The 21,882-nt window shown below is 63.5% G+C and carries 16 protein-coding genes and 1 pseudogene; 9 read left to right on the top strand and 8 right to left on the bottom strand.

The features are described 5' to 3' along the window. Nucleotides 1-39: 39 nt before the first annotated feature. Nucleotides 40-2,499, bottom strand: a complete 2,460-nt coding sequence (locus FIV42_RS12850; protein WP_141198083.1) for a DEAD/DEAH box helicase — start codon at nt 2,497-2,499, stop codon at nt 40-42. Between the two features lie 456 nt (nt 2,500-2,955). Between FIV42_RS12850 and FIV42_RS12845 the strand changes: the two genes are divergently transcribed. Continuing rightward, a complete protein-coding gene (locus FIV42_RS12845) occupies nt 2,956-3,399 on the top strand; it encodes a caib/baif family protein (protein ID WP_141198082.1) in 444 nt (147 codons plus the stop codon). Between the two features lie 96 nt (nt 3,400-3,495). On the opposite strand, the gene mog is transcribed toward FIV42_RS12845, so the two are convergent. The 3 genes from mog to FIV42_RS12830 all read right to left on the bottom strand — a co-directional run bounded on the left by mog (nt 3,496) and on the right by FIV42_RS12830 (nt 6,209). Beyond that, nucleotides 3,496-4,038, bottom strand: a complete 543-nt coding sequence (gene mog / locus FIV42_RS12840) for a molybdopterin adenylyltransferase (RefSeq protein ID WP_141198081.1) — start codon at nt 4,036-4,038, stop codon at nt 3,496-3,498. A 111-nt stretch (nt 4,039-4,149) separates the two neighbouring features. Further along, complete coding sequence (locus FIV42_RS12835; RefSeq protein ID WP_141198080.1) at nt 4,150-5,127, bottom strand: Smr/MutS family protein; 978 nt, start codon at nt 5,125-5,127, stop codon at nt 4,150-4,152. Between the two features lie 2 nt (nt 5,128-5,129). After that, nucleotides 5,130-6,209, bottom strand: a complete 1,080-nt coding sequence (locus FIV42_RS12830; RefSeq protein WP_141198079.1) for a DUF4352 domain-containing protein — start codon at nt 6,207-6,209, stop codon at nt 5,130-5,132. 336 nt (nt 6,210-6,545) lie between these two features. Between FIV42_RS12830 and FIV42_RS12825 the strand changes: the two genes are divergently transcribed. Both FIV42_RS12825 and FIV42_RS12820 read left to right on the top strand, forming a co-directional pair. Next, a complete protein-coding gene (locus FIV42_RS12825; RefSeq protein ID WP_141198078.1) occupies nt 6,546-9,899 on the top strand; it encodes a hypothetical protein in 3,354 nt (1,117 codons plus the stop codon). Nucleotides 9,900-9,960: 61 nt separating this feature from the next. Continuing rightward, nucleotides 9,961-11,337, top strand: a complete 1,377-nt coding sequence (locus FIV42_RS12820) for an OmpP1/FadL family transporter (RefSeq protein ID WP_168210610.1) — start codon at nt 9,961-9,963, stop codon at nt 11,335-11,337. Nucleotides 11,338-11,769: 432 nt separating this feature from the next. On the opposite strand, the gene ychF is transcribed toward FIV42_RS12820, so the two are convergent. Beyond that, nucleotides 11,770-12,864: a redox-regulated ATPase YchF gene (ychF, locus tag FIV42_RS12815; protein WP_141198076.1), complete on the bottom strand. Its 1,095-nt coding sequence runs from the start codon at nt 12,862-12,864 to the stop codon at nt 11,770-11,772. 198 nt (nt 12,865-13,062) lie between these two features. Between ychF and FIV42_RS12810 the strand changes: the two genes are divergently transcribed. The 5 genes and pseudogenes from FIV42_RS12810 to FIV42_RS12790 all read left to right on the top strand — a co-directional run bounded on the left by FIV42_RS12810 (nt 13,063) and on the right by FIV42_RS12790 (nt 17,958). Next, nucleotides 13,063-13,485: a hypothetical protein gene (locus tag FIV42_RS12810; RefSeq protein ID WP_141198075.1), complete on the top strand. Its 423-nt coding sequence runs from the start codon at nt 13,063-13,065 to the stop codon at nt 13,483-13,485. Nucleotides 13,486-13,814: 329 nt separating this feature from the next. Further along, nucleotides 13,815-15,019, top strand: a pseudogene (locus FIV42_RS12805) (IS701 family transposase). A 259-nt stretch (nt 15,020-15,278) separates the two neighbouring features. Further along, entirely contained in the window at nt 15,279-16,028 is a 750-nt protein-coding gene (locus tag FIV42_RS12800; protein WP_141198073.1) for a WYL domain-containing transcriptional regulator, read from the top strand. Between the two features lie 56 nt (nt 16,029-16,084). Next, nucleotides 16,085-17,539 (top strand): 2-hydroxymuconic semialdehyde dehydrogenase, encoded by a 1,455-nt coding sequence (locus tag FIV42_RS12795; protein WP_141198072.1) that lies wholly within the window; start codon nt 16,085-16,087, stop codon nt 17,537-17,539. 2 nt (nt 17,540-17,541) lie between these two features. Next, nucleotides 17,542-17,958 (top strand): RidA family protein, encoded by a 417-nt coding sequence (locus tag FIV42_RS12790; RefSeq protein ID WP_141198071.1) that lies wholly within the window; start codon nt 17,542-17,544, stop codon nt 17,956-17,958. A 71-nt stretch (nt 17,959-18,029) separates the two neighbouring features. Here FIV42_RS12790 and panD read toward each other — a convergent pair whose 3' ends face one another. The 3 genes from panD to FIV42_RS12775 all read right to left on the bottom strand — a co-directional run bounded on the left by panD (nt 18,030) and on the right by FIV42_RS12775 (nt 19,553). Next, nucleotides 18,030-18,437: an aspartate 1-decarboxylase gene (gene panD, locus FIV42_RS12785; protein WP_141198070.1), complete on the bottom strand. Its 408-nt coding sequence runs from the start codon at nt 18,435-18,437 to the stop codon at nt 18,030-18,032. Between the two features lie 148 nt (nt 18,438-18,585). After that, nucleotides 18,586-19,056: a putative signal transducing protein gene (locus FIV42_RS12780; protein ID WP_141198069.1), complete on the bottom strand. Its 471-nt coding sequence runs from the start codon at nt 19,054-19,056 to the stop codon at nt 18,586-18,588. Nucleotides 19,057-19,289: 233 nt separating this feature from the next. After that, nucleotides 19,290-19,553, bottom strand: coding sequence for a hypothetical protein (locus FIV42_RS12775; protein ID WP_141198068.1), 264 nt, complete (start codon nt 19,551-19,553; stop codon nt 19,290-19,292). Nucleotides 19,554-19,791: 238 nt separating this feature from the next. Between FIV42_RS12775 and ligA the strand changes: the two genes are divergently transcribed. After that, entirely contained in the window at nt 19,792-21,876 is a 2,085-nt protein-coding gene (gene ligA, locus FIV42_RS12770) for an NAD-dependent DNA ligase LigA (protein ID WP_222615446.1), read from the top strand. The last annotated feature ends 6 nt before the right edge of the window (nt 21,877-21,882 follow it).

Below are 21,882 nucleotides of genomic sequence, written 5' to 3'. Positions count from 1 at the left end.
CGGGTTGGCACGGATTGGAAATGTTGGGTCGAGGCGTGCTCACATCACATACGCCAGGCGTCCCAAAAGCTGCGACACGGCGGTCTTGATCTCGCCGCGGCTCTCGTGGGGAGGGCCGACGCACGAGGGGCAGCCGCGCTCGCAGCTGCAGTCCTCGATGAGCTCGCGGGCCATCTTGACGAAGTCGCGGTGGTTGTCGAATAGGCCTTCGCCAAAGCCGACGCCGCCCGGATACTTGTCGTAGATAAAGACGGTCGGGTCGTATAACACCGGGCCAATACGCCCCGTCTTCATCTCGTGGTGGTGATCGTGGAAGGAGGCAGCGGCGGCGTCTTCGTCGAAAGAGTGGGTCTGGCCGTCGGCGTCGCGAAGGGTCAGCCCCTCGAAGCCCTCGCTCAGCCAGCGATCGTCGGCGACCGAGCCGATACACAGGTCGAGGTCGCGCGGGTCGCACATCAGCCGCAGGCTCGCCGCCGTCTGCAGCACTTTGCCGGCGCCGTTGACCACGCGAGCCCACCGCTCCGGGTCCGAGGACAGGTCGGGGAAATTCTCGCACGGGAGCTCGAGCCAGTAGGCCATCGTGTGCAGGTCGAGCTCGGGCAGATTGATCTCGCCGTAGCCGATATTCTCGCCGGTGCCGAATTTGATCTTTTTGTAGCCCACGAAGCGGTCGGTCACGCGCACCTCGCCGAAGCCGATGCGCCCGGGGGCGGCCTCGCGCTCCTTGAACACGTCGAGCACGTGCACCGAGGCGTAGTGCATGGCGGTGGTGTAGTAGCCGTCGTTGCTGCGGCGCACGTAGGCGCGTCGCTCGTCGTAGTCGAGGCGCTCGACTCGGTAGGGCTCGCCCGAGATCTGATAGACCGCGTTGGGGTACAGGGCGGTGTGGGCGCCCTCGAAGTCGACCTCGGCGACCACGTTGGGCTGTTGGTGGGTGACGTCGATCACCACGAAATTCTCTTCGGCGATATTGCGCAGGTTGATCTCGCTGGCGGGATAGGTCTGCGAGGACCACTTCCAGCGCCCGTCGACCCGGTGGACCATATTGGTCTCGGCCTCCAAGAATTCGAGCGCCTCCTCGGTCTCGGTCGGCGACAGCTCACCGAAACCCTCGCCGACCTTGAAGCCGAGCTCGTAGGCGGCGCATTTGAGGTGCTCGACGGCGATGAGCAGGTTTTTGGGGTCGATGCGCGCCTCTTCGGGCGACTGGCCGATAAAGTACTCGGGGTGGTTGATGATGAACTGGTCGACGGGCGCATCGCCGGCGACGACGACCGCCAGGCTGACGCCGCCCGAGCGCCCTGCCCGGCCGATCTGCTGCCAGGTCGAGGCGACCGAGCCGGGATAGCCGGCCAAGATGCACACGTCCAAGCTGCCGATATCGATGCCCAACTCGAGAGCGTTAGTCGAGATGACGCCCAACAGATACCCTTCGCGAAGGCCCCGCTCGATGGATCGGCGCAGGTCCGGCAGGTAGCCGCCGCGGTAGCTCGCCACACGATCTTCGAGGTTCTTGTTGCCCCGCTCGCGTCGGAGCCGGTCCTTGAGGCGGTGGACGACGACCTCGACAGACTGGCGACTTCGGGCAAAGACGATCGTGCCGCAGCCGCCCTTGATGGTCTGTTTGGCCACGCGCTCGGCGGCGGTCAACGGGCTCTGGCGGCGCATCTGCTGCGGGTCGACGATGGGTGGGTTGAAAAAGCAGACGTAGCGCTCGGCCGACGGCGCCCCGTTCTCGTCGACCAGCTCGAACGGACGATCGGCCAGCGTGGTAGCGAGCTCGCGCGGGTTCGAGATGGTGGCGCTGGTCGCCACGAACGTCGGATTCGAGCCGTAGTGGGCGCATACCCGGTTGAGCCGGCGCATCACGTTGGCCACGTGGCTTCCGAAGACGCCACGGTAGGTGTGAATCTCGTCGACGATGATGTACTCGAGGCTGCGAAAGAAGTTCGCCCACTTCTCGTGGTGCGGCAGGATGCCGGCGTGCAGCATGTCGGGGTTGGTGACCACCAGCCGCCCGTTGCGGCGGATCCGCCGTCGCACATCGGGCGGGGTGTCCCCGTCGTAGACCTGCGCTTCCCACGCGCTCGCCGCACCCGGCGCTGCCCCAATGAGTTGGTTGAGTTCCGCGGTCTGGTCTTGGCTGAGCGCCTTCGTCGGAAACAGGTACAATGCGCTAGCGTTGCGGTACATCGCATCGAGCACCGGCAGGTTATAACACAGGCTCTTGCCACTCGCGGTGGGTGTGACCACCACCACGTCTTCACCGGCGAGCGCGTGACCGACGGCCTTGGCCTGGTGGCTCCAGAGCCGCTCGATGCCGCGCCTGCGGAGCATCTGCTGCAAGGCTTCATTGAGTCCGGCCGGAAAATCCGCATATTGAGCTTCCCGCGCCGGGATATGCTTCAGCGCCGTGAAGTGGCGGCCGACGCCTTTGCCCTTCTGCCAGCGTTTGATGAGGTCGCGGAGTTCGCCCTGAGGTGTATTGATGTTGCGCATCGTCGGTTCGGAAGGTTATGGATGCTTTTGGCCCAATGTGCCATAAACACTGAATGCTTGTATAGTGCCGAGGACCTGGGGAGTTGCGGCCGTTTCCGAGGGTGCGCTCATCGAGACAAGTTGCCAAAATGATCATTCTGCCAAAAAAAAGCCCCCGACCTTTCGGCCGGGGGCCCGCAGTCACCGTCGGGGGGAGGTGGCTCAGTGACTGCAAAGCCTCGCTCACGCGAGGTGCATCTACTCGGGGGGAAGCAGATGCAAAGTCGGCCGCCCATTGCTTGGGGGGAGAATGAACGACCTACATGAGGAGAAACACCTAGAGCAGCTCGGGGGAAAACTGCCCTAATCACCTCAGCTAAAAACGATAATTACAGTAGAAACGACGTGTCGTCAACAGGTTATACTCAAAAAATTGCGTTAACACGGACGCAACTTTCGCATAGATAGGATCAATCAATGGCCGAAGACATCCCGCTGAGCAAATCTGGCTTCGAGCGCGCCCTGCGCGAATTGGTCAAAGAAACCAAGGCAAACCGAGAGAATCCAGGCTCTTACAAATGCGAGGGATCGCAGCGCTGCTACGGGTGCATGTTCACCACCGACAGCGTCGATTGCTTCAACTGCACCTACTGCGACGCGTGTGAACAATGCAGCGAGTGCACCCACTGCAAAGGCTGCGTCGGGTGTCACGAGTGCAGCTATTGCGTGAATTCACGGAACTGCTCGAACTCGTCGTATCTGATCATGAGCGAAGATTGCTCAGACTGCGTCTTCTGCTTCGGGTGCGTGGGCCTGAGCAAAAAGGAGTTCCACATCCTCAACCAGAAGTTCTCGCGCGACGAGTACTTCCGTAAGCTCGAGGTGCTCGAAAAGGAGTTTGGGCTGAAGCGTCGTCGGTAGGGAGGGTTCACCCCGGGGAACACGGGGACACGGGGAACTGCTTTGATTCTTGCCTTTCCCCGTGCCTCCGTGCGCCCCGTGGTGAATTGTCTCCTTCTACTTCGCGTGCTTCGGCCGGAAAGGCACGACCACGTCCGGATCGCACTGCATGCGCGGGCCTTCGAGCAGTTCGATGGTGTAGGGGATGACCTCGAAGAGCTCGTCCAGGATTTCGGCGACCGCCTTGGGATTGCCGGGCAGGTTGACGATGAGCGAGCGGCCGCGGACCACGCCCACCTGGCGCGACAGAATCGCGGTGGGCACGTATTGCAGGCTGATGGCGCGCATCTTCTCGCCGAAGCCGTCGAGCACCTTGTCAGCGACCTCGACGGTGGCGTCGGGGGTGACGTCACGCGGGGCGGGCCCGGTGCCACCGGTGGTGAGCACCAGGTGGCAGCCCGCTTCGTCGACCAGCTCCTCGAGCGTGGCCGTAATCTGGGAGTACTCGTCGGGGATGAGCCGAAACTCCTCCTCCCACTCCGAGACCAACCCCTTTTGAAGCCACTGGCGAATGGCCGGTCCGCCGCGGTCTTCATACTCGCCGCGGTAGGCGCGGTCGCTGACGGTGACGATGCCGATTTTGATGGTTTGATCTGTCATGAAGAGATCGGATGTGATGGTTGACGCTCAAAACCCCAAGGCGAGCCTTGGGGCTGCACGGGCGCCCCAGAAAGCGGGGCGAGTTCCGCAGGCAGCAAGCAGCCGCTCCGCCTAAGGATCCCGGCGTTCTAATTCGACAATCAAGCTACCGTAGTCGCCTGCCGAGTTGACCTCGGGGACGTAGCCGCGAACGTAGCGGAAGCCGGGGCCTTCGAGCCAGCGCAGAATTGCCGGCTTGAGCACCGGGTCGCCGTCGGACTGCAGTCCGCGGCCGTGAATGATGCGCACGAAGCGCGCGCCGCCCTTCCAATGCTGGTGGGCGAAGAGCTCGAGCTGGCGAAGCGCGTCCTCGACCGAGTCGCCACGAAAGTTGATCTCGGGGACGTCGTGGCGCCGGCTGCGCTTTTTGTAGCGGTCGAGCATCTCCTTTTGGGCGGCGTCGAGCGGGCCGACGTTGTTGAGCCCGTCGCCGGACTTGGGAAGCGCCGGGGTGATCATGTCGGGCGATTCGCTTCTGTACGACAGCGCGCGCTCGGCGTCCTTTTTTGGGTCGGGAGAGCTCTTGCGCCGGTACTTGTCGTTGCGCACGAGCTTATCGACGGGGCCGACGGCCTTCTCGAACTGGCGCATCTCGCGAAGCATGTCGAGATCTTGTCGCGCCTCCTCGTCGGCGGCTGCTCGATCTTCGGGGGAGTCGCCTTCGTTCTCCTGCGAGACCCCAGGAGCCGCCGACGTTCGTCCCTCGGGTGTGCCGGGGCGGTTCTCTTCGGGAAACTCGGGCCCCTGGCCGTGAAATTTGCCGCGGTAGACATCCTCGGGCGCAAGCTCTTCGACGGCTTTGGCGAAGAGCTCTTCGTCGCTCAACTCGCCTTTATCGAGTTCGGATGCGGAGGGGGCGTCGAGTTCGGGGCGAGGGTTGGAGTCTCGCCCCGACGGCTGGCGCTTGGAGGAGGTGGTGCTTTCGGACGAACGGGAGGCGTTGTCCTCGACGGCCTCGTCTCGTTCGGCAGGCTCGATGTCGAGGCCTTTGAGTTTGTCGGCCAGTGCGCCGGCAAACGGTGATTTTTCTTTCTTCTTCTTGTCACTCAAGACTAATCGTCTTTCTTCTCGGCCTTCTTCTTTTTGAGCTCTTTGGGGAGCTCGGGGTCCTTGTACTCGTAGGGAACCTCGACACGAACGAGGCCCTCGCCACCGAAGCGGTCGGCCGGGTAGACGAACGTGACGCTCTTCACTTCTTTGGACGGACGCTCGAAGAGGACGAAGTCGGTGACCGATTTGCCCGGTTTGATTTCGGTGCTGTCCGTGATCTGCCCTTCGGCCTCGGCGTTCGAGGGCATCTTGACGCGGTTGAACGTCTCTCCACCGCTGTAGAGCGCGGCACCACGGGCGCCTTCGACGTTGTGCTCGGGCGAGTAGGTGATCGGCTCTTTGCCGGTGTTCTCCACCTTATAGCTGATCTTGAGGCGCGGGTTGGAGCTGTAGCCCTCACCCTCGATGGTGTGCTTGGTCTTGATGTAGGCGACTTCGGCCTTCTCGACGGTGAATCCGACCGGGCCGGCGCTGACCGTTTTGCCCATCTCGTGGACCGTGGGTCCTTTGGGCTTCTGGTACTGATAGGGAATGCGGAAGAGCACCGGCACCGCCCCGTGGTGCATGGTCGGCGGCAGGCTCAAGATGAGCGCGGCCTCTTTGGCCTCGGGCACCTCGAACAAGAAGACATCGGTGAGGCTTTCGCCCTTGGCGAGCGTCTTCGACTGGGTGACCTGCTCGTCGAGCTGGCCCTCTTCGAGGAAAACGCCGTTGATCGTCTGCTTGGAGGCCGGCGGCAAGTCGGCTTCCTTGCCCGGATCTTGGTAGAGCAGCGGCGCGTTCGCCTCGGTGACCTGCTGCGTGCGATGCGACGGGGTGTACGTCAGCGGCTGATCTTTTTGGTTGGTCACCTCGACGTTGATGGCGAGCACCGGCTCGGGGTACTCGACCGTCTTGCCGTCGGCGTTCAACTCCAGATAGCGGACGTCGTAGCCAGTCACGTTAAACTGCACACCGCCGGCCTGGACCGGCTTCTTCATCTCGGTCACCGCCGGCTTCTCACAGGCAGCCCCTGCCGTCAAAAGCGCGGCAGCGACGAGTAGCAGAACTCTCGCGACTCGAAATCCGAAGGGATTGGTCATGACGAAGTCCAAAATACCTCAATGGCGATCGGTCGAAGCGGATATCGAAGGGCTCCGACCCAAATGGGGCGATTCATAACGACAGAGTGTGGCACGCGAGAGCGTGCGCGACGGCCATCTTTGCACAGAGGCGACACCGTTAGCAACTGAGCCGTGCAAAACGGAATATGCGGTCGGTGCGCGTGCAACTTTCAACCGCCGGTCCCTTCTGATACTCTTTGCACGACATACATGCAAACAAAATTGGAAAGGAGACGTGCCGTCCCAAGCGCCTGTGACCCCGCGCTTTTTCCCCCGCGGACGTACACGTGATCCGGTCGAACTCTGGCTTGAATCATGGAACAGAACGAGCGCTTTGCGAACGTTTTTCGGCTCTTGGTCGTCGCCGCCGTCGCTGGGCTGGCCGCCACTTCGTTGGGCTGCACCCAGGAGTACGACTTCGAGCGCGCCGAATACCAGCGCGGCACGCTGGGTGAGGAACTCTTCGGCGTCTGGCACAAAGATGCTAAGCGCGCCGCCGAGAAGCGCGAGCAGAAAACCCAGATGCTGGTGCGAAACCGCCACGATTTTGTCACCGCCGTCGACACCATCGCCCCGCCCGACAAGCTCGGCGAGGTCGACCGGTTCTTGCAGGACGTGCTCGCGCTCATCGACGACGGGCTGATGCAGGGGCTGACCCGCAAGCTGCGCGTGGTCTTTTTGCAGGCCGCCGCCGACACCGGGTTGATGGAGGCGCTGGCGATCGAAAACCGCCCGCACCCCGAAGACTTCTTGAGCCCGGTCAACGGCAAGAACTTCTTGGGTCACCTTTTGGGCTATCCGCGCATGTCGGAGGTGGCCACTCGCACCACCGACATCTTGTTGAGCTCCGACGGCGTCGACCGGCAGGGCAATGCAGCCTTGTCCGAGTCGACGGCCCTGTCCGACTTGATGGGCTCACTGACCATCAGCCTTCGTGAAGAGCAGCATATCGAGGCCCGCGACACCATCGCCTTCTCGATGAAGACGGTGCTGGTCAGTGAGGACCTGCGCTTCAACCTGCAGGGAAGCGAGCCGCTGTGGGCGGTCCAATACGACCGGCGCGGCATCCCGATGGTCAAGAAGACCTCCAGCGGCCTGCCGGTGCCCTTTGTCGACAGCGACGGCGACGGGCTGGCCGACGTCGACAGCGACGGCAACTTCGTGCTCAGCACTGGCGAGTCGCGCGACGTGCCTCCTTTCGAGACGCGCACCAACGAGCAGTCACTCTTGAATCGCGACACCTACGGACGCGGCTCGGCGGCCGGCGGCGACTATGTCTTCGAATACGTCGACCTGAGCAAGACCGGGCTGCACTTCATGACTCGCCAATTGGGTCAGCTCACCCAGCGGGGCATCTTGTGGGATATGGTCGACGCCGCCCCGGCGGTGCTCGGCCCGCGTGAAGTCAAGAGCGACGCCCAGGGGCCGTTCGCCGGCTATTCGGCCGACAATCCGGTCACCGACCTGATGTACTCGCTGCTCCACACCCTCGACATCGACCGGCTCGACGAGGTGCTCGCAAGCCTGGCCGACTTCATGGACGAGAGCAGCTCGGAGCTCGCCGGGGTGATGTTCGCCCTCGACGAGGCCGCCGAGATCATGGACAGCCATCCCGACGCCGGGATGGAAGACAACGAGACGGTCGCCCACGACCTTCTGCCGGTGCTCGAGCGCATCGCGGCCGACCCCGAGCTGTGGCAAGACTTCTTCTGGGCGCTTCGCCAGCCCGTGTCGCGCTATACCGGCGAGCCGCTGGTGACGCTCGTACAGCACAGAGACCAGAACCCGGCCGTGCCGGCCAAAGACGGGCCGTACGACTCGTGCTTCCAAGATTGCAAGGCGCGCTTCCCGACCTTCGACTCTTTCGACGACGGCAATCCGCAGAGTTGTCGTGAGCGCTACGCGCCCCAGCGCGCGCTGCAGCGCTACCAGTGCATCCGCGCCTGCCCCATCAGTGAAGTCTTCTCCGAGCCGATGGACTTCGACGCCCCCGAGGCGGTGTCCAACCGCAGCATGCTCCAGCGGTTGATGCACCTGCTTCGAGACGCCCACCAGACGCCCTACGGCCTGGCGATCGTCGAGCCCGGTTGGCTGAGCAGCCTGCCGCCGCTGATCGACCTGCCCGACTCGGCCGGCGCGATGGTGCGCTCCATCGGCGGCGAGCTCGACCTGGCCGACTACGTCGCCGAGATCGACGGCCTGCAGCCCCTGATCGACCTTATCGGCGGCGCCAGCTCGGTGGCAGGCCTCGTCTCGACGCTCAGCCCGCTTCTGGGCGCCAAGCTCGACCGACGCGCCACGCCCGACCAGATCACCCGCCTGTTCAACTTGCCCGAGCTTACCGGCTCCATCGCCGGGGTCGATCTCGAGGTCGACCCGCCGGTGTGCAAGGACGGCTACGCGATGTCGCAGCACCACGCCGACATCCTGTACGCCTCCGAGGCCAGCGGCCTCTACGACACGATGGCGCCGCTCGCCTGTGCGTTCAGCAAGCACGACAAAGAGGCGCTGCTGGGCGAAATGTTCACGGTGATGCACAACCACTACTCGAGCCGCACCGACCTGTACTCGACCGCCAACGGCGCCACCTCACCCATGAAGGGCGCGAACCTGCGCAGCTACGAGCCGGCGCTCGCCGAGATCCTGCAGCGCGGCACGTTGTTCGAGGCGCTGTACCGCCTGTCGGTGGCCGCCGACCGCTTCAAGAGCGACAGCGGCATCGACTTCAACGAGCAGCTTCGCCTGCTCGTCCACAACGCCACGCGCACCGACGACGGGTTCACCGGCCGCAACGGCGAAGCCATGATCACCCTCGCCGACGGGCGCACCGTACGCGAGTTGAGCCGCCTGCACCTTCTGATGGAGGCCGCCGACCAGATGTCCGAGCGCGTCGAAAATAACCCCGCCGCCGAGGCCGCCTTCGAGAATATGATGGGCGCGCTATACGACGTGATGCTGGCCGCCGAGTGGCCCGACGGCGAGCAGCCGCGCTTCCAGGACCCGGGCAGCATCGCGCTGACGGCGAAGTTGACGCGTCACCTGTCCGAGAAGGCCGCCGAGGCTCGCCAGCAAGGCCGGCTGACCGAATGGCTCACCGACGAGCAGATGCAGAACGTGGTCGACATGTGGAACTCGCGCACCTTGCCGGCGCTGGTCGACTTGAGCGAGGAGCTCGCCTCGAGCCAAGAGAACAAGGCGCTGACCGACGACCTGATGACCTATCTTCTGGGCGCGCAGGCCGGCCGCAACCAGGCCGCCATGGCCGCCTATGTGCTCATGGTCTACACGCTGCACCAAGATACCTGGGTGCCGCTGTCGCACTTTTTGGCCACCGTGCTCGATCCCAACCGCGACTGGGAGGTCGAGCCGTACGGCAAGCTGCCGCTGACGAGCCACGTGCTCCAGCTCCTGCGCGACTCGGTCGAGCGCGACACCGAAGGCCACGGCCTCGACATGTTCGAGCGCGGGTTCTCGAACCGCCCCGACGGCTCCGTGCCCTTCGGCACGGTCTTCGGCATCGTCGCCGATTACTTCCGCGTCGACCCCGCCTCCCAGCAGCCGTACTCGGCCGAGGACTACGAGCAGGTCTTCCGCGAACTCGCCGCCTGGCTTGGCGACGACGTGCACGGCATCGAGCAACTCTACGATATCGTAAGGGGAATCGAGTGATCGGCGTAAAGACCCCGGATTCACCGACACGCGGCTGACAAAGAAAGACGAAGAGAAGACGTTGAAATACCAAAGACTCACCACATCCCTCGTCGCCGTTCTGGCGATCTTGCTTATCGCCAGCGAAGCCTTCGCCGGCGGCTTCTACTTGCCCGGCCGCGGCGTGCGCCCCCTGGGACGCGCCGGCGCATTTGTGGCCAGCGGCGAGGGCAACCTGAACAGCCTGTGGTACAACCCCGCCAACCTCACGTTGAGCGAGGGGATGGAGCTGACGGTCGACCTGGCCGTGGTCGACTTGGCCTTCGACTTCCAGCGGGCCCCGCGCGTCACTCAGGGCGGCGACACGATCGAGTACGGGCGAGTCGAGAGCTCGGCGGCGCCCCAGCCGATCCCGCAGATTCTGATCGGCGGCCCCACCGGCAACGACGACCTGAGCTGGGCGTTCGGCTTCTATACGCCGTACATGGCGGGTGCGACGTTCCCCGAGAACGGCCCGCAGCGCTACACCCTCATCGACAACGTCGGCTCGGCGATGGGCTTTTTGCACGCTGCGGTGAGCTACAAGCTGGGTGACGGGGCGCGGGTAGGACTGGGCGTACAGAACGCCTTCGCATCGTTTCGGCTGGTGAGCACGACCTCGGCCTACACCGGCCTGCACGGCCGCCCCGAGGACGAAGACCTCGACATCTTGAGCAAAATCGAACTCTCCGACTTCTTCGCCCCGGCGGGCAATATCGGGTTCTGGGTGAAGTTGGGTCCGTCGATGGAGGCTGCAATCTCGGCGCAGTCGCCCGTCTTCTTCGAGGACGGCGACGCCGAGCTGACCGTGCGCATGCCGAGTCACCCGGAGTTCGACAACGCCCGGCTGACCAACAACACCCTGGCGGCGAGCATGGTGCTGCCGGCGGTGGCGCGCGTGGCGCTTCGCTACGTCGACGATCCGATCGACATCGAGCTGGCAGGGGTGTGGGAGGGGTGGTCGGCGTTCAAAGAGATCAAGGCGACCCCCAACGACATCGAAGTCGAAGGCGTGCCGGGCATCGGCTCGATTCCGGTCGGGCCGCTGACCATCCCCGAAAACTGGAAGGACACGTTCTCGGTGCGCCTGGGCGGCGACTTCAAGGTCGACGAGGCGCTGACGCTTCGGGCCGGCTACAACTTCGAGACCGGCGCCGTTCCCGACGAGTACTACAGCGTCTTCTCACCCGACAGCGACAAGCACACCGTCGCCGCGGGCATGAGCTGGGCCTTCGACGGCTGGCAACTCGACGCCGGCACCGCCTACTACTTCTTCTCCGACCGCAACATCGACACGTCGAATATGCGCCAGATCAACCCCACCGACGCCGAAAACGAACTCGCCACCGTGGTGGGCAACGGGGAGTACTCGTCGCGCTACTTCGTGTTCGGCATGGGCGTGAACTACATGTTCGAATAACCCCTCCCCGTAGGGGAAGGGGGACTAAGGGGGACTAAGGGTCACTAAGCCGCTCGCTCCGCTCGCTAGGCTCTAAAGGTCACTAAGTCACCCTAAGTAACCCTTAGTCACCCTAAGTAACCCTTAGTCCCCCTTAGTACTACTTGGTCAATTTCGTGGCCCGCACCTGAGCGAGACCAGGGCCACGAGCGCGAGAAGGCATTCTGACAGCGATGCCGGTGCGCATCATGGAAGAATGACGCCGAAGCGATCGTGGTTCTGGGCCGCTCCAGGGCGGGTTCACCGAAAGTGACCAAGTAGTATTAGTCACCCTTAGTCACCTTAAGTCACCCTTAGTCACCTTAAGTCACCCTTAGTCACCCTAAGTAACCCTTAGTCACCTTAAGTCACCCTAGCGGGGAGGTGCCAAGTGTAGTTTGCGAGGCGGAGGGGCTACGCGTTGTGGCGGATATGCATGATGTCGCCATCCTTCACCACGTAATCCTTGCCCTCCAAGCGCAGCTTACCGGCCGAGCGGATGCCCGCCTCGTCGCCGTGCTCTTCGAGCGCGTCGACGGTGTAGACCTCGGCGCGGATGAACCGCTTTTCGAAGTCGGTGTGGATGACGCCGGCGGCCTGCGGGGCGGTGGCGCCTACCGGGATGGTCCAGGCGCGGACCTCTTTTTCACCGGCGGTGAAGAAGCTCTGCAGCCCCAGAAGCTTGTAGGCGGCGCGCACCAGCACGTTGAGGGCGGGCTCGTCGATGCCCAGGCCTTCGAGCATCTCTCGCTTTTCGGCATCTTCGAGCTCGGCGAGCTCCGATTCGATGGAGCCGCACAACACGACCACGCCGCTCTTCTCGCCCTCGGCGAGGTTGCGAAGCGTCTGGACGTGCTCGGACTGGCCCTCGAGATCGTTCTCGTCGACGTTGGCGACGTAGAGCACCGGCTTCATGGTGAGCAGGTGACAGTCGTGCACGAGGCGCCGCTCGTTGTCGTTCAGCTCCAGCGAGCGCGCGGGCAAGCCTTCGTTGAGGGTCTCGATGACCTTCTCGAGCACTTTGACCCGGGCGATCTCCTCTTTGTCCTGGCTCTTGGCCGCCCGCTTGGCCTTCTCGAGGCGCTTATCGACGGTCTGCATGTCCGCCAAGATCAACTCGGTGTTGATGATGTCGACGTCGCGCGCGGGGTCGACGCCGCCCTCGACGTGGGTCACGTCGGAGTCCTCGAAGCAGCGCACCACGTGCAAGATGGCGTCGACTTCGCGGATATTGGCCAAGAATTTGTTGCCCAGGCCTTCACCCTCCGAAGCCCCTTTGACCAGCCCGGCGATGTCGACGATCTCGACGACGGTCGGGATGACCTCCTGGGTGGTGATATGCGCGTTGATGATGTCCAGGCGCGGATCGGGCACCGGCACGATGCCCACGTTGGGATCGATGGTGCAGAAGGGGTAGTTGGCCGAATCAGCGCCAGCCTCGGTCAGCGCGTTGAAGATGGTCGATTTTCCGACGTTGGGGAGTCCAACGACACCGGCGGAAACACTCATGGTTGTACGTCTCTTTAGCGGCTTGGTAGTTGGCGGTAATATTTGACCAGTGTTCGAACGATGCAGTTGTTAGTGGAATTCCCTTCGTATGTGAAGAGTGTTGCGGCTGTGATAGGTTTCTGAGGTGCTGAAGCGCGGATGCACTGAGGGAACTGCCGATCACGATCACGATCACGACTACGATCACGAGAAGATGATATGCCCATCGATCCGGTTATTCATGCGCACATGACCTACCTCGTCCAGAAGGAGAAGAAGGCGCGTGAGCACGCCGATGGCCTCGAGGACGAGATCGAGCTGTGGAAGAAGCGGGTGCGCCTGGCCGAGGACAAAGGCATGCCCGACCTGGCCGACGAGGCGCGCGGGCGTGCCCGCCAGCTCATCGCCGAGCGTCGCGAACTCGAGGACAAGCTCGATCTCATGGCCACCGAAAAGCGCATGCTCGTCAAAGAGAGCCGCCGGCCCTCGGGCGAAGAGGTCGCCCGCGCCGAAGCCCTGCTCGAGCGTTGGAAGGAGAGCGGTCTGGTCGACCCCGACGAGGCGGTCTTGGAGCGCGAGTTCGACGAGATGGAGGCGGAGATGGCGTTGGAGGAGTTTAAGAAAGAGGCTAAGGGTGACTAAGGGTTACTTAAGGTGACTAAGGGTTACTTAGGGTTACTTAGGGTTACTTAGGGTTACTTAGTACTACTTGGTCACTTTCGGTGAACCCGCCCTGGAGCGGCCCAGAACCACGATCGCTTCGGCGTCATTCTTCCATGATGCGCACCGGCATCGCTGTCAGAATGCCTTCTCGCGCTCGTGGCCCTGGTCTCGCTCAGGTGCGGGCCACGAAGTTGACCAAGTAGTACTAAGGGTCACTAATACTACCTGATTAGCTTCGTGAAATGAGAATTGCGCCGACATTCAGGTCGACTCCGTGTTGGACCCCCGCTCTTTCTGGGAGGACGCCGATGGATACGACCACGCCTGCGCTTTCGGACTTTCGCGACTTCGATGCTTTCGTCGACTACGCCTTCGATGGCATCGGATACAAGACCACGCGAGATAACCTGGGTCTGTATGTCCAGTCGCGCCTGCTGACGATCGACCGCAAAAACAGCGAGGTCTCGGGCGCTCATCTGGCACCAGCGCCGCACAAGGCGGATGCCTATCGCCAGAAGCTGACCCGCTCGACGCTCAATGAGTGGCCTACCGAGGCGGTCACTGAGCGGCTCTGGGCGCTGGCCTACCAGATCATGCCCAATGCCAGTGCCTGGATTATCGACTCGTCGGGGATTCCCAAGAAGGGCGACAAAAGCGTGGGCGTGGCCCATCAGTACTGCGGCGAGCTTGGCAAACTGGCCAACTGTCAGGTCTTGGTCAGCGTGCATCTGTCGACCTCGACCTTGAGCCTGCCGCTGATCATGGACCTGTTTTTGCCCGAGGAGTGGGCTTTCGATCCAGACCGGCGAGCCGAAGTTGGTGTGCCTGAAGACATCGAGTTTCGCTCCAAGCCTCAAATGGCGGTCGACCAGATCGACCGCCTCCTCGATGCCGGCTGCGCCCAGAAGGTCGTGGTGGCTGATGCCGACTTTGGGGCCAATCAGGAGTTTCGAAAGAGCCTGCAGATGCGAGGCCTCGAGTACATGGGCGGCACACGAAAGAATGTGACGGTCATGCGGCCCAATAAGCTTCGTCACCACGACCAGGAGGCAATGTCCCTTTTTGAGGTGGCCAAAGCCTTGCCTGACAAAGCTTTTTGCACCATCACCTGGCGCGAGGGCACCAAGGGCGAGCTTAGCTCGCGCTTTGCCGCTCTTCGCGTCGTACCTGCTCAGGGTCGCCATTTCGGGAAAGAACTCGAAGAAGAGCAATGGCTTCTCATCGAGTGGCCCGAGGGCGAAAAGGAGCCGCGCCACTACTGGTTTTCGAACCTCTCGCAGCGTACCTCGATCAGACGACTTGTCCGTCTGGCCATGCTGCGCTGGAGAATCGAGCGTGACTACCAAGACCTGAAACAGGAGCTTGGCCTCAAGGACTACCAGGGCCGGATGTGGCGCGGGTTTCACCATCATTTGTCCTGTGCATGGCCGCGATGTACTACCTGGCGCTTCACCGCCAGGTTTTTCCCCCTGAAGCGCGCGCCGTCGATTGGCCGCGTCAGGCGAAACCTTGAAGAGGCACTCATGGAGCGACTAGGCCATTGTATCCACTGTAGACGACCGTATGGCCCGCATGAATCACCGCCGCCGACTGAGTCAGCAGAGCTCCGACCGAGATCGAAGCTTCGTGATGTCGGACGGCGAGTGTTCATGCGGATTCGCGAGAAGGTAATCAGGTAGTATTAGTCACCCTTCCCCTATTGGCATTTCCACCCGATTTTGCCATGATCCGGGCGAGTTTACCCTCATTTGCGTACTACCAGGAGCATTTTCGTGCCGAAAGACGGGCCATTTAGTATCCCGACCATCAGGGGACGCATCGCCGAGAAGCTCGACAAAGCCTCGGCGCGGGTCGACGAGGGCGAGGAGGAGATGGAGTTTCCGCCCTCGCCGGCGGAGGTCGCGCTGCGCACGTCCGAAGAGCGCGGGGTCGTGGCCCTGGCGTGCCTGATTCTCGAGAACCTACGCGAGCACGGCGGAACGCGCGCGCCCAAGCGGCCGCTCGAGACCGTGCTGCGAAAGACCCTCGCCTCCTTCGGCCCCAAAGAGGTCATGGACATCGAGGTCGAGGCCTACGAGATCTTGTTGTGGCTCGGCAGCACGATCGACCCGGAGTGGTCGCAGCAATCGTCGAGCGACGTCGATCAGATCGGCGAAAACTCGAGCTACGACGAGCTCATTCGCTGGGCCATCGGCGGCAACCACGACCTCGAGATGGACTACTACAGCCGCGGCCGCGGCGAATTGACCCATCGGCGAGTCACCCCTATCAGCCTCGACGCCGAGACGTACCTGCACGCCTACTGCCATCTTCGCCGCGACGAGCGCGTCTTTCGCATCAGCCGAATCGCCGACCTGCGGCCGATGGGCGGCTGGAGCAAGCACAGGCGACGCCAGGGAGCCGAAACCAAGGCGAAGACGCAAGCGGAGCCCAAACCGAAGCCGGCCGAAGCCTCCAAGCCGACCCAAAAGCCCGACGACTCCAACGACGACAACCCCCAAATGAGCCTCCTCGACGGGTGACCGGGCCTTCCAAGACCCTAGACCCCTAGACCCCTAGACCCCTAGACCCACCCTCCATGTTCAAACACTTCATCAACGGCGAATTCGTCCCCTCCACGTCGGGACGCACCTTCGACAACATCAACCCCGTCACCGGCGAGCTGGTCGGCAAGGTCGCCGAGGGCGGCGAAGAGGAGGTCGATCGCGCCGTCGCGGCCGCCCAGCGCGCCCTCGAAGGCCCCTGGGGCACGATGCCTAGGCTCGAGCGACTCGACCTGTTGGAGAAGGTCGCCGAGGGGATCGAGGCGCGCTTCGACGACTTTCTGGCCGCCGAAATCGCCGACACCGGCAAGCCCAAGCGCTTCGCCTCCAAGGTCGATATCCCGCGCGGGGCGGCCAACCTGAAGTTCTTCGCGAACCTGGCGCGCAACCTCGAGTCGCAGTCGTACACGATGGACACCTCCGACGGCGGCAAGGCCCTGAGCTACGTGCTCCGCGAGCCGGTCGGCGTGGTCGGGGTCATCTCGCCGTGGAACCTGCCGCTGCTCTTGCTCACCTGGAAGCTCGGCCCGGCGCTCGCCATGGGCAACACGGTGGTGGTCAAGCCGTCGGAGGAGACGCCCGGCACGGCCACGCTGCTTGGAGAGGTCTTCGACGAGGTGGGCGTGCCGCCCGGCGTCTACAACGTCGTCAACGGGCTCGGCCCCAACTCCGCCGGCGAAGCGATTACGCGCCACCCGGGCATCTCGGCGATCACGTTCACCGGCGAGAGCCGCACCGGCCAGATCATCCAGAAAGCCTCGGCCGAATCGCTCAAGTCGCTCTCGTTCGAGCTCGGCGGCAAGAACCCGGCGCTCATCTTCGCCGACTGCGACTTCGACGCCGCCGTGGCCGGCACGACGCGCTCGGTCTTCGCCAACTGCGGGCAGGTCTGCCTGTGCTCCGAGCGCGTCTATGTCGAGCGCCCCATCTTCGACGACTTCGTGGCCGCGCTCAAAGAGAAGGCCGAGGACCTGAAGATGGGCGACCCGTTCGACGAGGCGACCGGGTTCGGCCCGCTCATCTCCGAGGAGCACCGCCAGAAGGTCCTCTCGTACTACGAACTCGCCCGCGAGGAGGGCGCCACGGTGGTCACCGGCGGCGGCATCCCCGAACTCGACGCGCCCTACTCGAACGGGTTTTACGTCGAGCCCACGATTTGGACTGGCCTGGCCGACGACGCGCGGTGTATGCGCGAGGAAGTCTTCGGGCCGGTCTGCCACATCCGCCCGTTCGACACCGACGACGAGGCGATCGCGCTCGCCAACGACAGCGACTACGGACTCGCCGCGGCGATCTGGACGCAAAACCTCGAGCGCGCCCATAAGGTCGCCGCCCGGGTCGAGACCGGCATGGTCTGGCTCAACACCTGGTTTTTACGCGACCTTCGCACCCCGTTCGGCGGCGTGAAGCTCAGCGGCGTCGGCCGCGAGGGCGGCATGCACTCGCTCGACTTCTATAGCGAATTGAAGACTGTTTGCACCAAGCTGTAGCCATGACCAAATCATATACTGTCGAAGAACTCGCCCAGCCCCTGGCCCACTACCCGCACGCGCGGCGCGTCGGTGACCTGATCTTTGTGTCCGGCGTGTCGTGCCGTCGCGCCGACAACACCCACAAGGGCGTGACCATCCACGAGGACGGCACAGTCGAAAAGAATATCGGCGAGCAGGCCGAGGCCGTGCTCGACAATATCGACCGCATCCTCAACGAGGCCGGCTCCGGGCTGGGCGACGTGGTCGACATCACCGTCTTCCTCGTCGACATGGACGACTACGGCGGGTTCAACGAGGTCTACAACCGCTACTTCGACGCCGAGACCGGCCCCACGCGCACCACCGTGGCCGTGCACCAACTTCCCCACCCCAATCTGCTGGTCGAACTGAAGGTCGTCGCCTACGCGCCTCAGTAACTCCCCCAAGACACAAAAAAGGCGGACGACAAGCGTCCGCCTTTTGGAGAAGCCGCGTTGCGCCGGCCGGCTCAGCTGCCGGTGGCGTCGTATTTGGCGGGCATCTTCGGGCCCGGAGTCTCGGGCTCCGTGCTCACGATTTTGTTGTTCTCGTCGACGCGCACGCATTTGCCGACGTGGTTGCGCGCCTCTTCGCCGTCCATCTGCACGTAGGTGCACAGGATGACGATGTCGCCCGGGTCGTTCAGGTGGGCGGCAGCGCCGTTGACGCAAATGACGCCCGAGCCCGACGGGCCGGGGATGGCGTAGGTTTCGAGGCGAGTGCCCTGGGTGACGTTCCAGATGCAGATCCACTCGTAGGGCAGGATATCGGCTGCCTCGAGAAGATCGGTGTCGATCGTGACGCTTCCCTCGTAGTGGAGGTCGGCGTGAGTCACTGTGGCGCGGTGAATCTTGCTGTACATCATCTTACGGCGCATAACAGCGATACTCCGTGTGGTATTTATAGAACTCTCGAGCGGCCTATCGAGTCGAACCGCCCGTCTCGTGCGCTTCTTCGGCGCGTCGTTATAACAGAGAAATCCGGCCTCGTCGAGAAGGCAACCCGCGAGCCGGGTGAGCGTCGATTCAGCGAAACAGCTTCATCTTCCACGACCTGCCGCAGCCGCGGCACGACCAGCGTCGGCTCAAAAAGGGCACCGGGATGCCCAGCAGCAAAATCGACAGGAAGATGAGCGGCCGGGAGAATTTCTCGTAGAAGACCTCGGTCGACCCGCATGAGGGGCAACTGTGGGCGTCGTCGTCGGCCTGGCTGCCGTCGAAGGTCCAGTCGGGGTCGACGGCCGTCCAGTCGATATCGTCGCGTTCGCTCTGGTGGCGCTCCAACTCCTCCTCGACGAGCACTCGCGCGCGCTGGGCGTCGGCGGCGCGCACCTGCAACTTCACGCCCCCGATGGCGTTCGAGTAAAACCAGTTGGCGCTGATGGTGTGCGCGTCGGCCAGAAAACAGGGAATCCCCTCGGTCTCGAGGCGCGCGCGGACCAGATGTCCTTCAATGGGTTGGCTGAACGTGGCAACGGTGATCAGGCTATTCGACATAAAGCTCACATCGCGAAAACAAGCCAGCGCCGGAGGGCGTGACGCAGCGTCACTTTAAGGCTAGGGCGAAGCGCCGTGAAGCATCTTCTCGGCCGCGCTCGCCCGCCAAGGGCCTCCAGCCTTCAAGAAACTGACGGTCGCGTCGCCAAATTTCGGACATTCATGTCATGGCTGGTGCAACGATTGCCCCGTTCGCGATGGGCGTCACTGCTGTGAACTTTTTGCGTACCGGCTTACTCGGTCCCCGCCTGCCGAGCCTTGCGCGCACGCACCGCGGCGTTCCAGACCCGCTGGATCGTCTCGATGAGCCCCAACCCCTCGCGAGACGCCGAGTTGAGCACCAGAGTGCGCCCACGGTCGTATGAGGCGCATACAAGGCGGTCGCCGTAAAAGACGCGCACGTCGTTCGAGGACCCTTCGTTGACCAGCCGCGCGATGGTGCCGGCGAGGCGGTAGCGTTCTGCGTCGGACGACTTTTGCTGGTGTTTGTTCGCCATAGCTCGTTCTCCTCAGGTGGTTCGTCTACCCAGATAAGCAGCAAGTCCCGTGCCAACAAGACTCGCGCCTCTCCGTACCAACGCAGCAAATCACCCTTGGATCTAATATGCCTCCCCGGTGGCCTGCGCTTGGCCCGTGCTTGGCCTGCGCTTGGCTCGCGCTTGGCCAGACAAGCCCGCTTTAACCCGCACGTCTCGTGCTGACATTGCGCTCGAACTGCTATGACGGGAGCAAATGATGAATGCCGACAATCCCTTTGTCAGAGATCCGCAGCTCGACTTCGACGACGTCGACACCTTGAGCGACGACCAAGCCAGAGAGCAGGTCGAGAGGCTTCGCGAGGCGCTCGACTTCCACGATTACCGCTACTACGTCCAAAACGACCCGGTGATCGCCGATCGCGCCTACGACCAGCTCTTCCGTCGGCTCGAAGCGCTCGAGGAGGCCTTCCCCGAGCTGCAGTCGCCGAATTCGCCCACCCGCCGCGTCGGCGCCGAGCCGCTCGACTCGCTCGAGCGTGTCGAGCACGTCGCCCCGATGCTCAGCCTCAACGCCGAGTTCGAGGCCGACAACGTCGCCGGGTTCGACAAGTTCATCCGCGACAACCTCGACGGCGGCGAGTTTACCTACGTGTGCGAGCCCAAATTCGACGGCCTCTCCGTCGAGATTCTCTATGAAAATGGCGAGCTTACCCGCGCCTCTACCCGCGGCAACGGCGAAGAAGGCGAGCTCGTCACCGACAACGTGCGCACCATCCACGCGGTGCCCCTGCGGCTGCAGGGCGACGATTATCCCGACTTTTTGGCGGTGCGCGGCGAGGTGCTCATGCCCAAGTCGGGCTTCCAGGAGCTCAACAAGCGGCGCATCGAGCGCGGCGACGACCCGTTCGCCAACCCGCGAAACGCCGCCGCCGGCACCGTGCGCCTGCTCGACCCGTCGCAGGTCGCCCAGCGTCCGCTCGACATCTTCTTTTACGACGTGATGGACGCCTCCGCGCCGGTCGCCGAGACCGAGTGCCGCGTGCTCGACCGCTTTCCCAGGTGGGGCCTCAAGATCGACGAGCACAGCCGCCGCTGCGAGACCCTCGAGGAGGTCGAGGCGTTCTACGCCAGCCTCGAGGAGGTGCGCGACGAGCTCGACTACGAGATCGACGGGATGGTCATCAAGGTCAACGAGTTCGCCCACCGTGAGCGCCTGGGCGTGCGCTCGCGCAGCCCCAGGTGGGCGCTGGCGTGGAAGTTCACGCCCAAAAAGGAGATCACCACCCTCGAGCAGATCGTCGTGCAGGTCGGCCGCACCGGCAAGCTCACCCCCGTGGCGCTGCTCGACCCGGTCGACGTGGGCGGGGTGACCGTCAGCCGGGCGACCTTGCACAATATCGAGGAGGTCCACGCCAAAGACGTGCGCGTGGGCGACACCGTGCGCATCCAGCGCGCCGGCGACGTGATCCCGGAGGTCGTCGAGCGAATTGATACAGCCAACGAGAAGGGCGGCGAGGACGAGCGCGGCGAGCCCTTCGAGATGCCCGAGCACTGCCCGAGCTGCGGCGCCGAGGTCGTGCGCGAGGGGCCCAATCACTTCTGCCCCAACGGCATGAGCTGCCCGGCGCAGCTACGCGGGCGCATCCAGCACTTCGCCGCGCGCAACGCCATGGACATCGAGGGCCTGGGCGAAGAGACCGTCGAGCAGCTCGTCTCGCGCGAGATGGTCCGCTCCATCCCCGACCTGTACGAACTCGACGTCGACGCTATCGCCGGCCTCGAGCGCTTCGCCGACAAGTCTGCCCGAAAGCTCTACGACAATATCCAGGGCTCCAAAAAGGTCCGCCTCCATCGCTTTTTGTTCGCCCTCGGCATCCCCATGGTCGGCCAGCATACCGCTCGCCTCTTAGCCGAGGCGTTCGGCTCGCTCGACGCCCTTCGTGATGCGGACGAAGAGGCGTTGTTGGAGGTGTCGGGTGTGGGCTCGGAGATCGCCGGCAGCGTGGTCGACTTCTTCGACGAGGAGCAAAACGAGCGCGCCCTCGAGCGCCTCTTCGACATGGGCTTGGAGCTCGAAGAGCCACCGTCGGCAGGCGGCGAAGCAGAGCGCCCGCTCGAGGGCAAGAAGTTCGTCTTTACGGGGAGCCTCGCCGACTTCACGCGCAGCGAGGCGAAGCGGCGCGTCGAAGATCTCGGCGCGCGCGCCACCTCCAGCGTCAGCGGAGAGACCGATTATGTGGTCGTGGGTGACAACCCGGGCAGCAAGCTCGACCAGGCGCGGGAACTCGGCGTCGAGATCTTGGACGAAGAGGCGTTCGGCGAGCTCTTGTCGGGTCTCTAGATGCTT

Origin of the sequence: Persicimonas caeni (genome assembly GCF_006517175.1) — a bacterium.
Taxonomy (GTDB): domain Bacteria; phylum Myxococcota_A; class Bradymonadia; order Bradymonadales; family Bradymonadaceae; genus Persicimonas; species Persicimonas caeni.
This window is presented reverse-complemented; position numbering and strand designations above follow the sequence as displayed.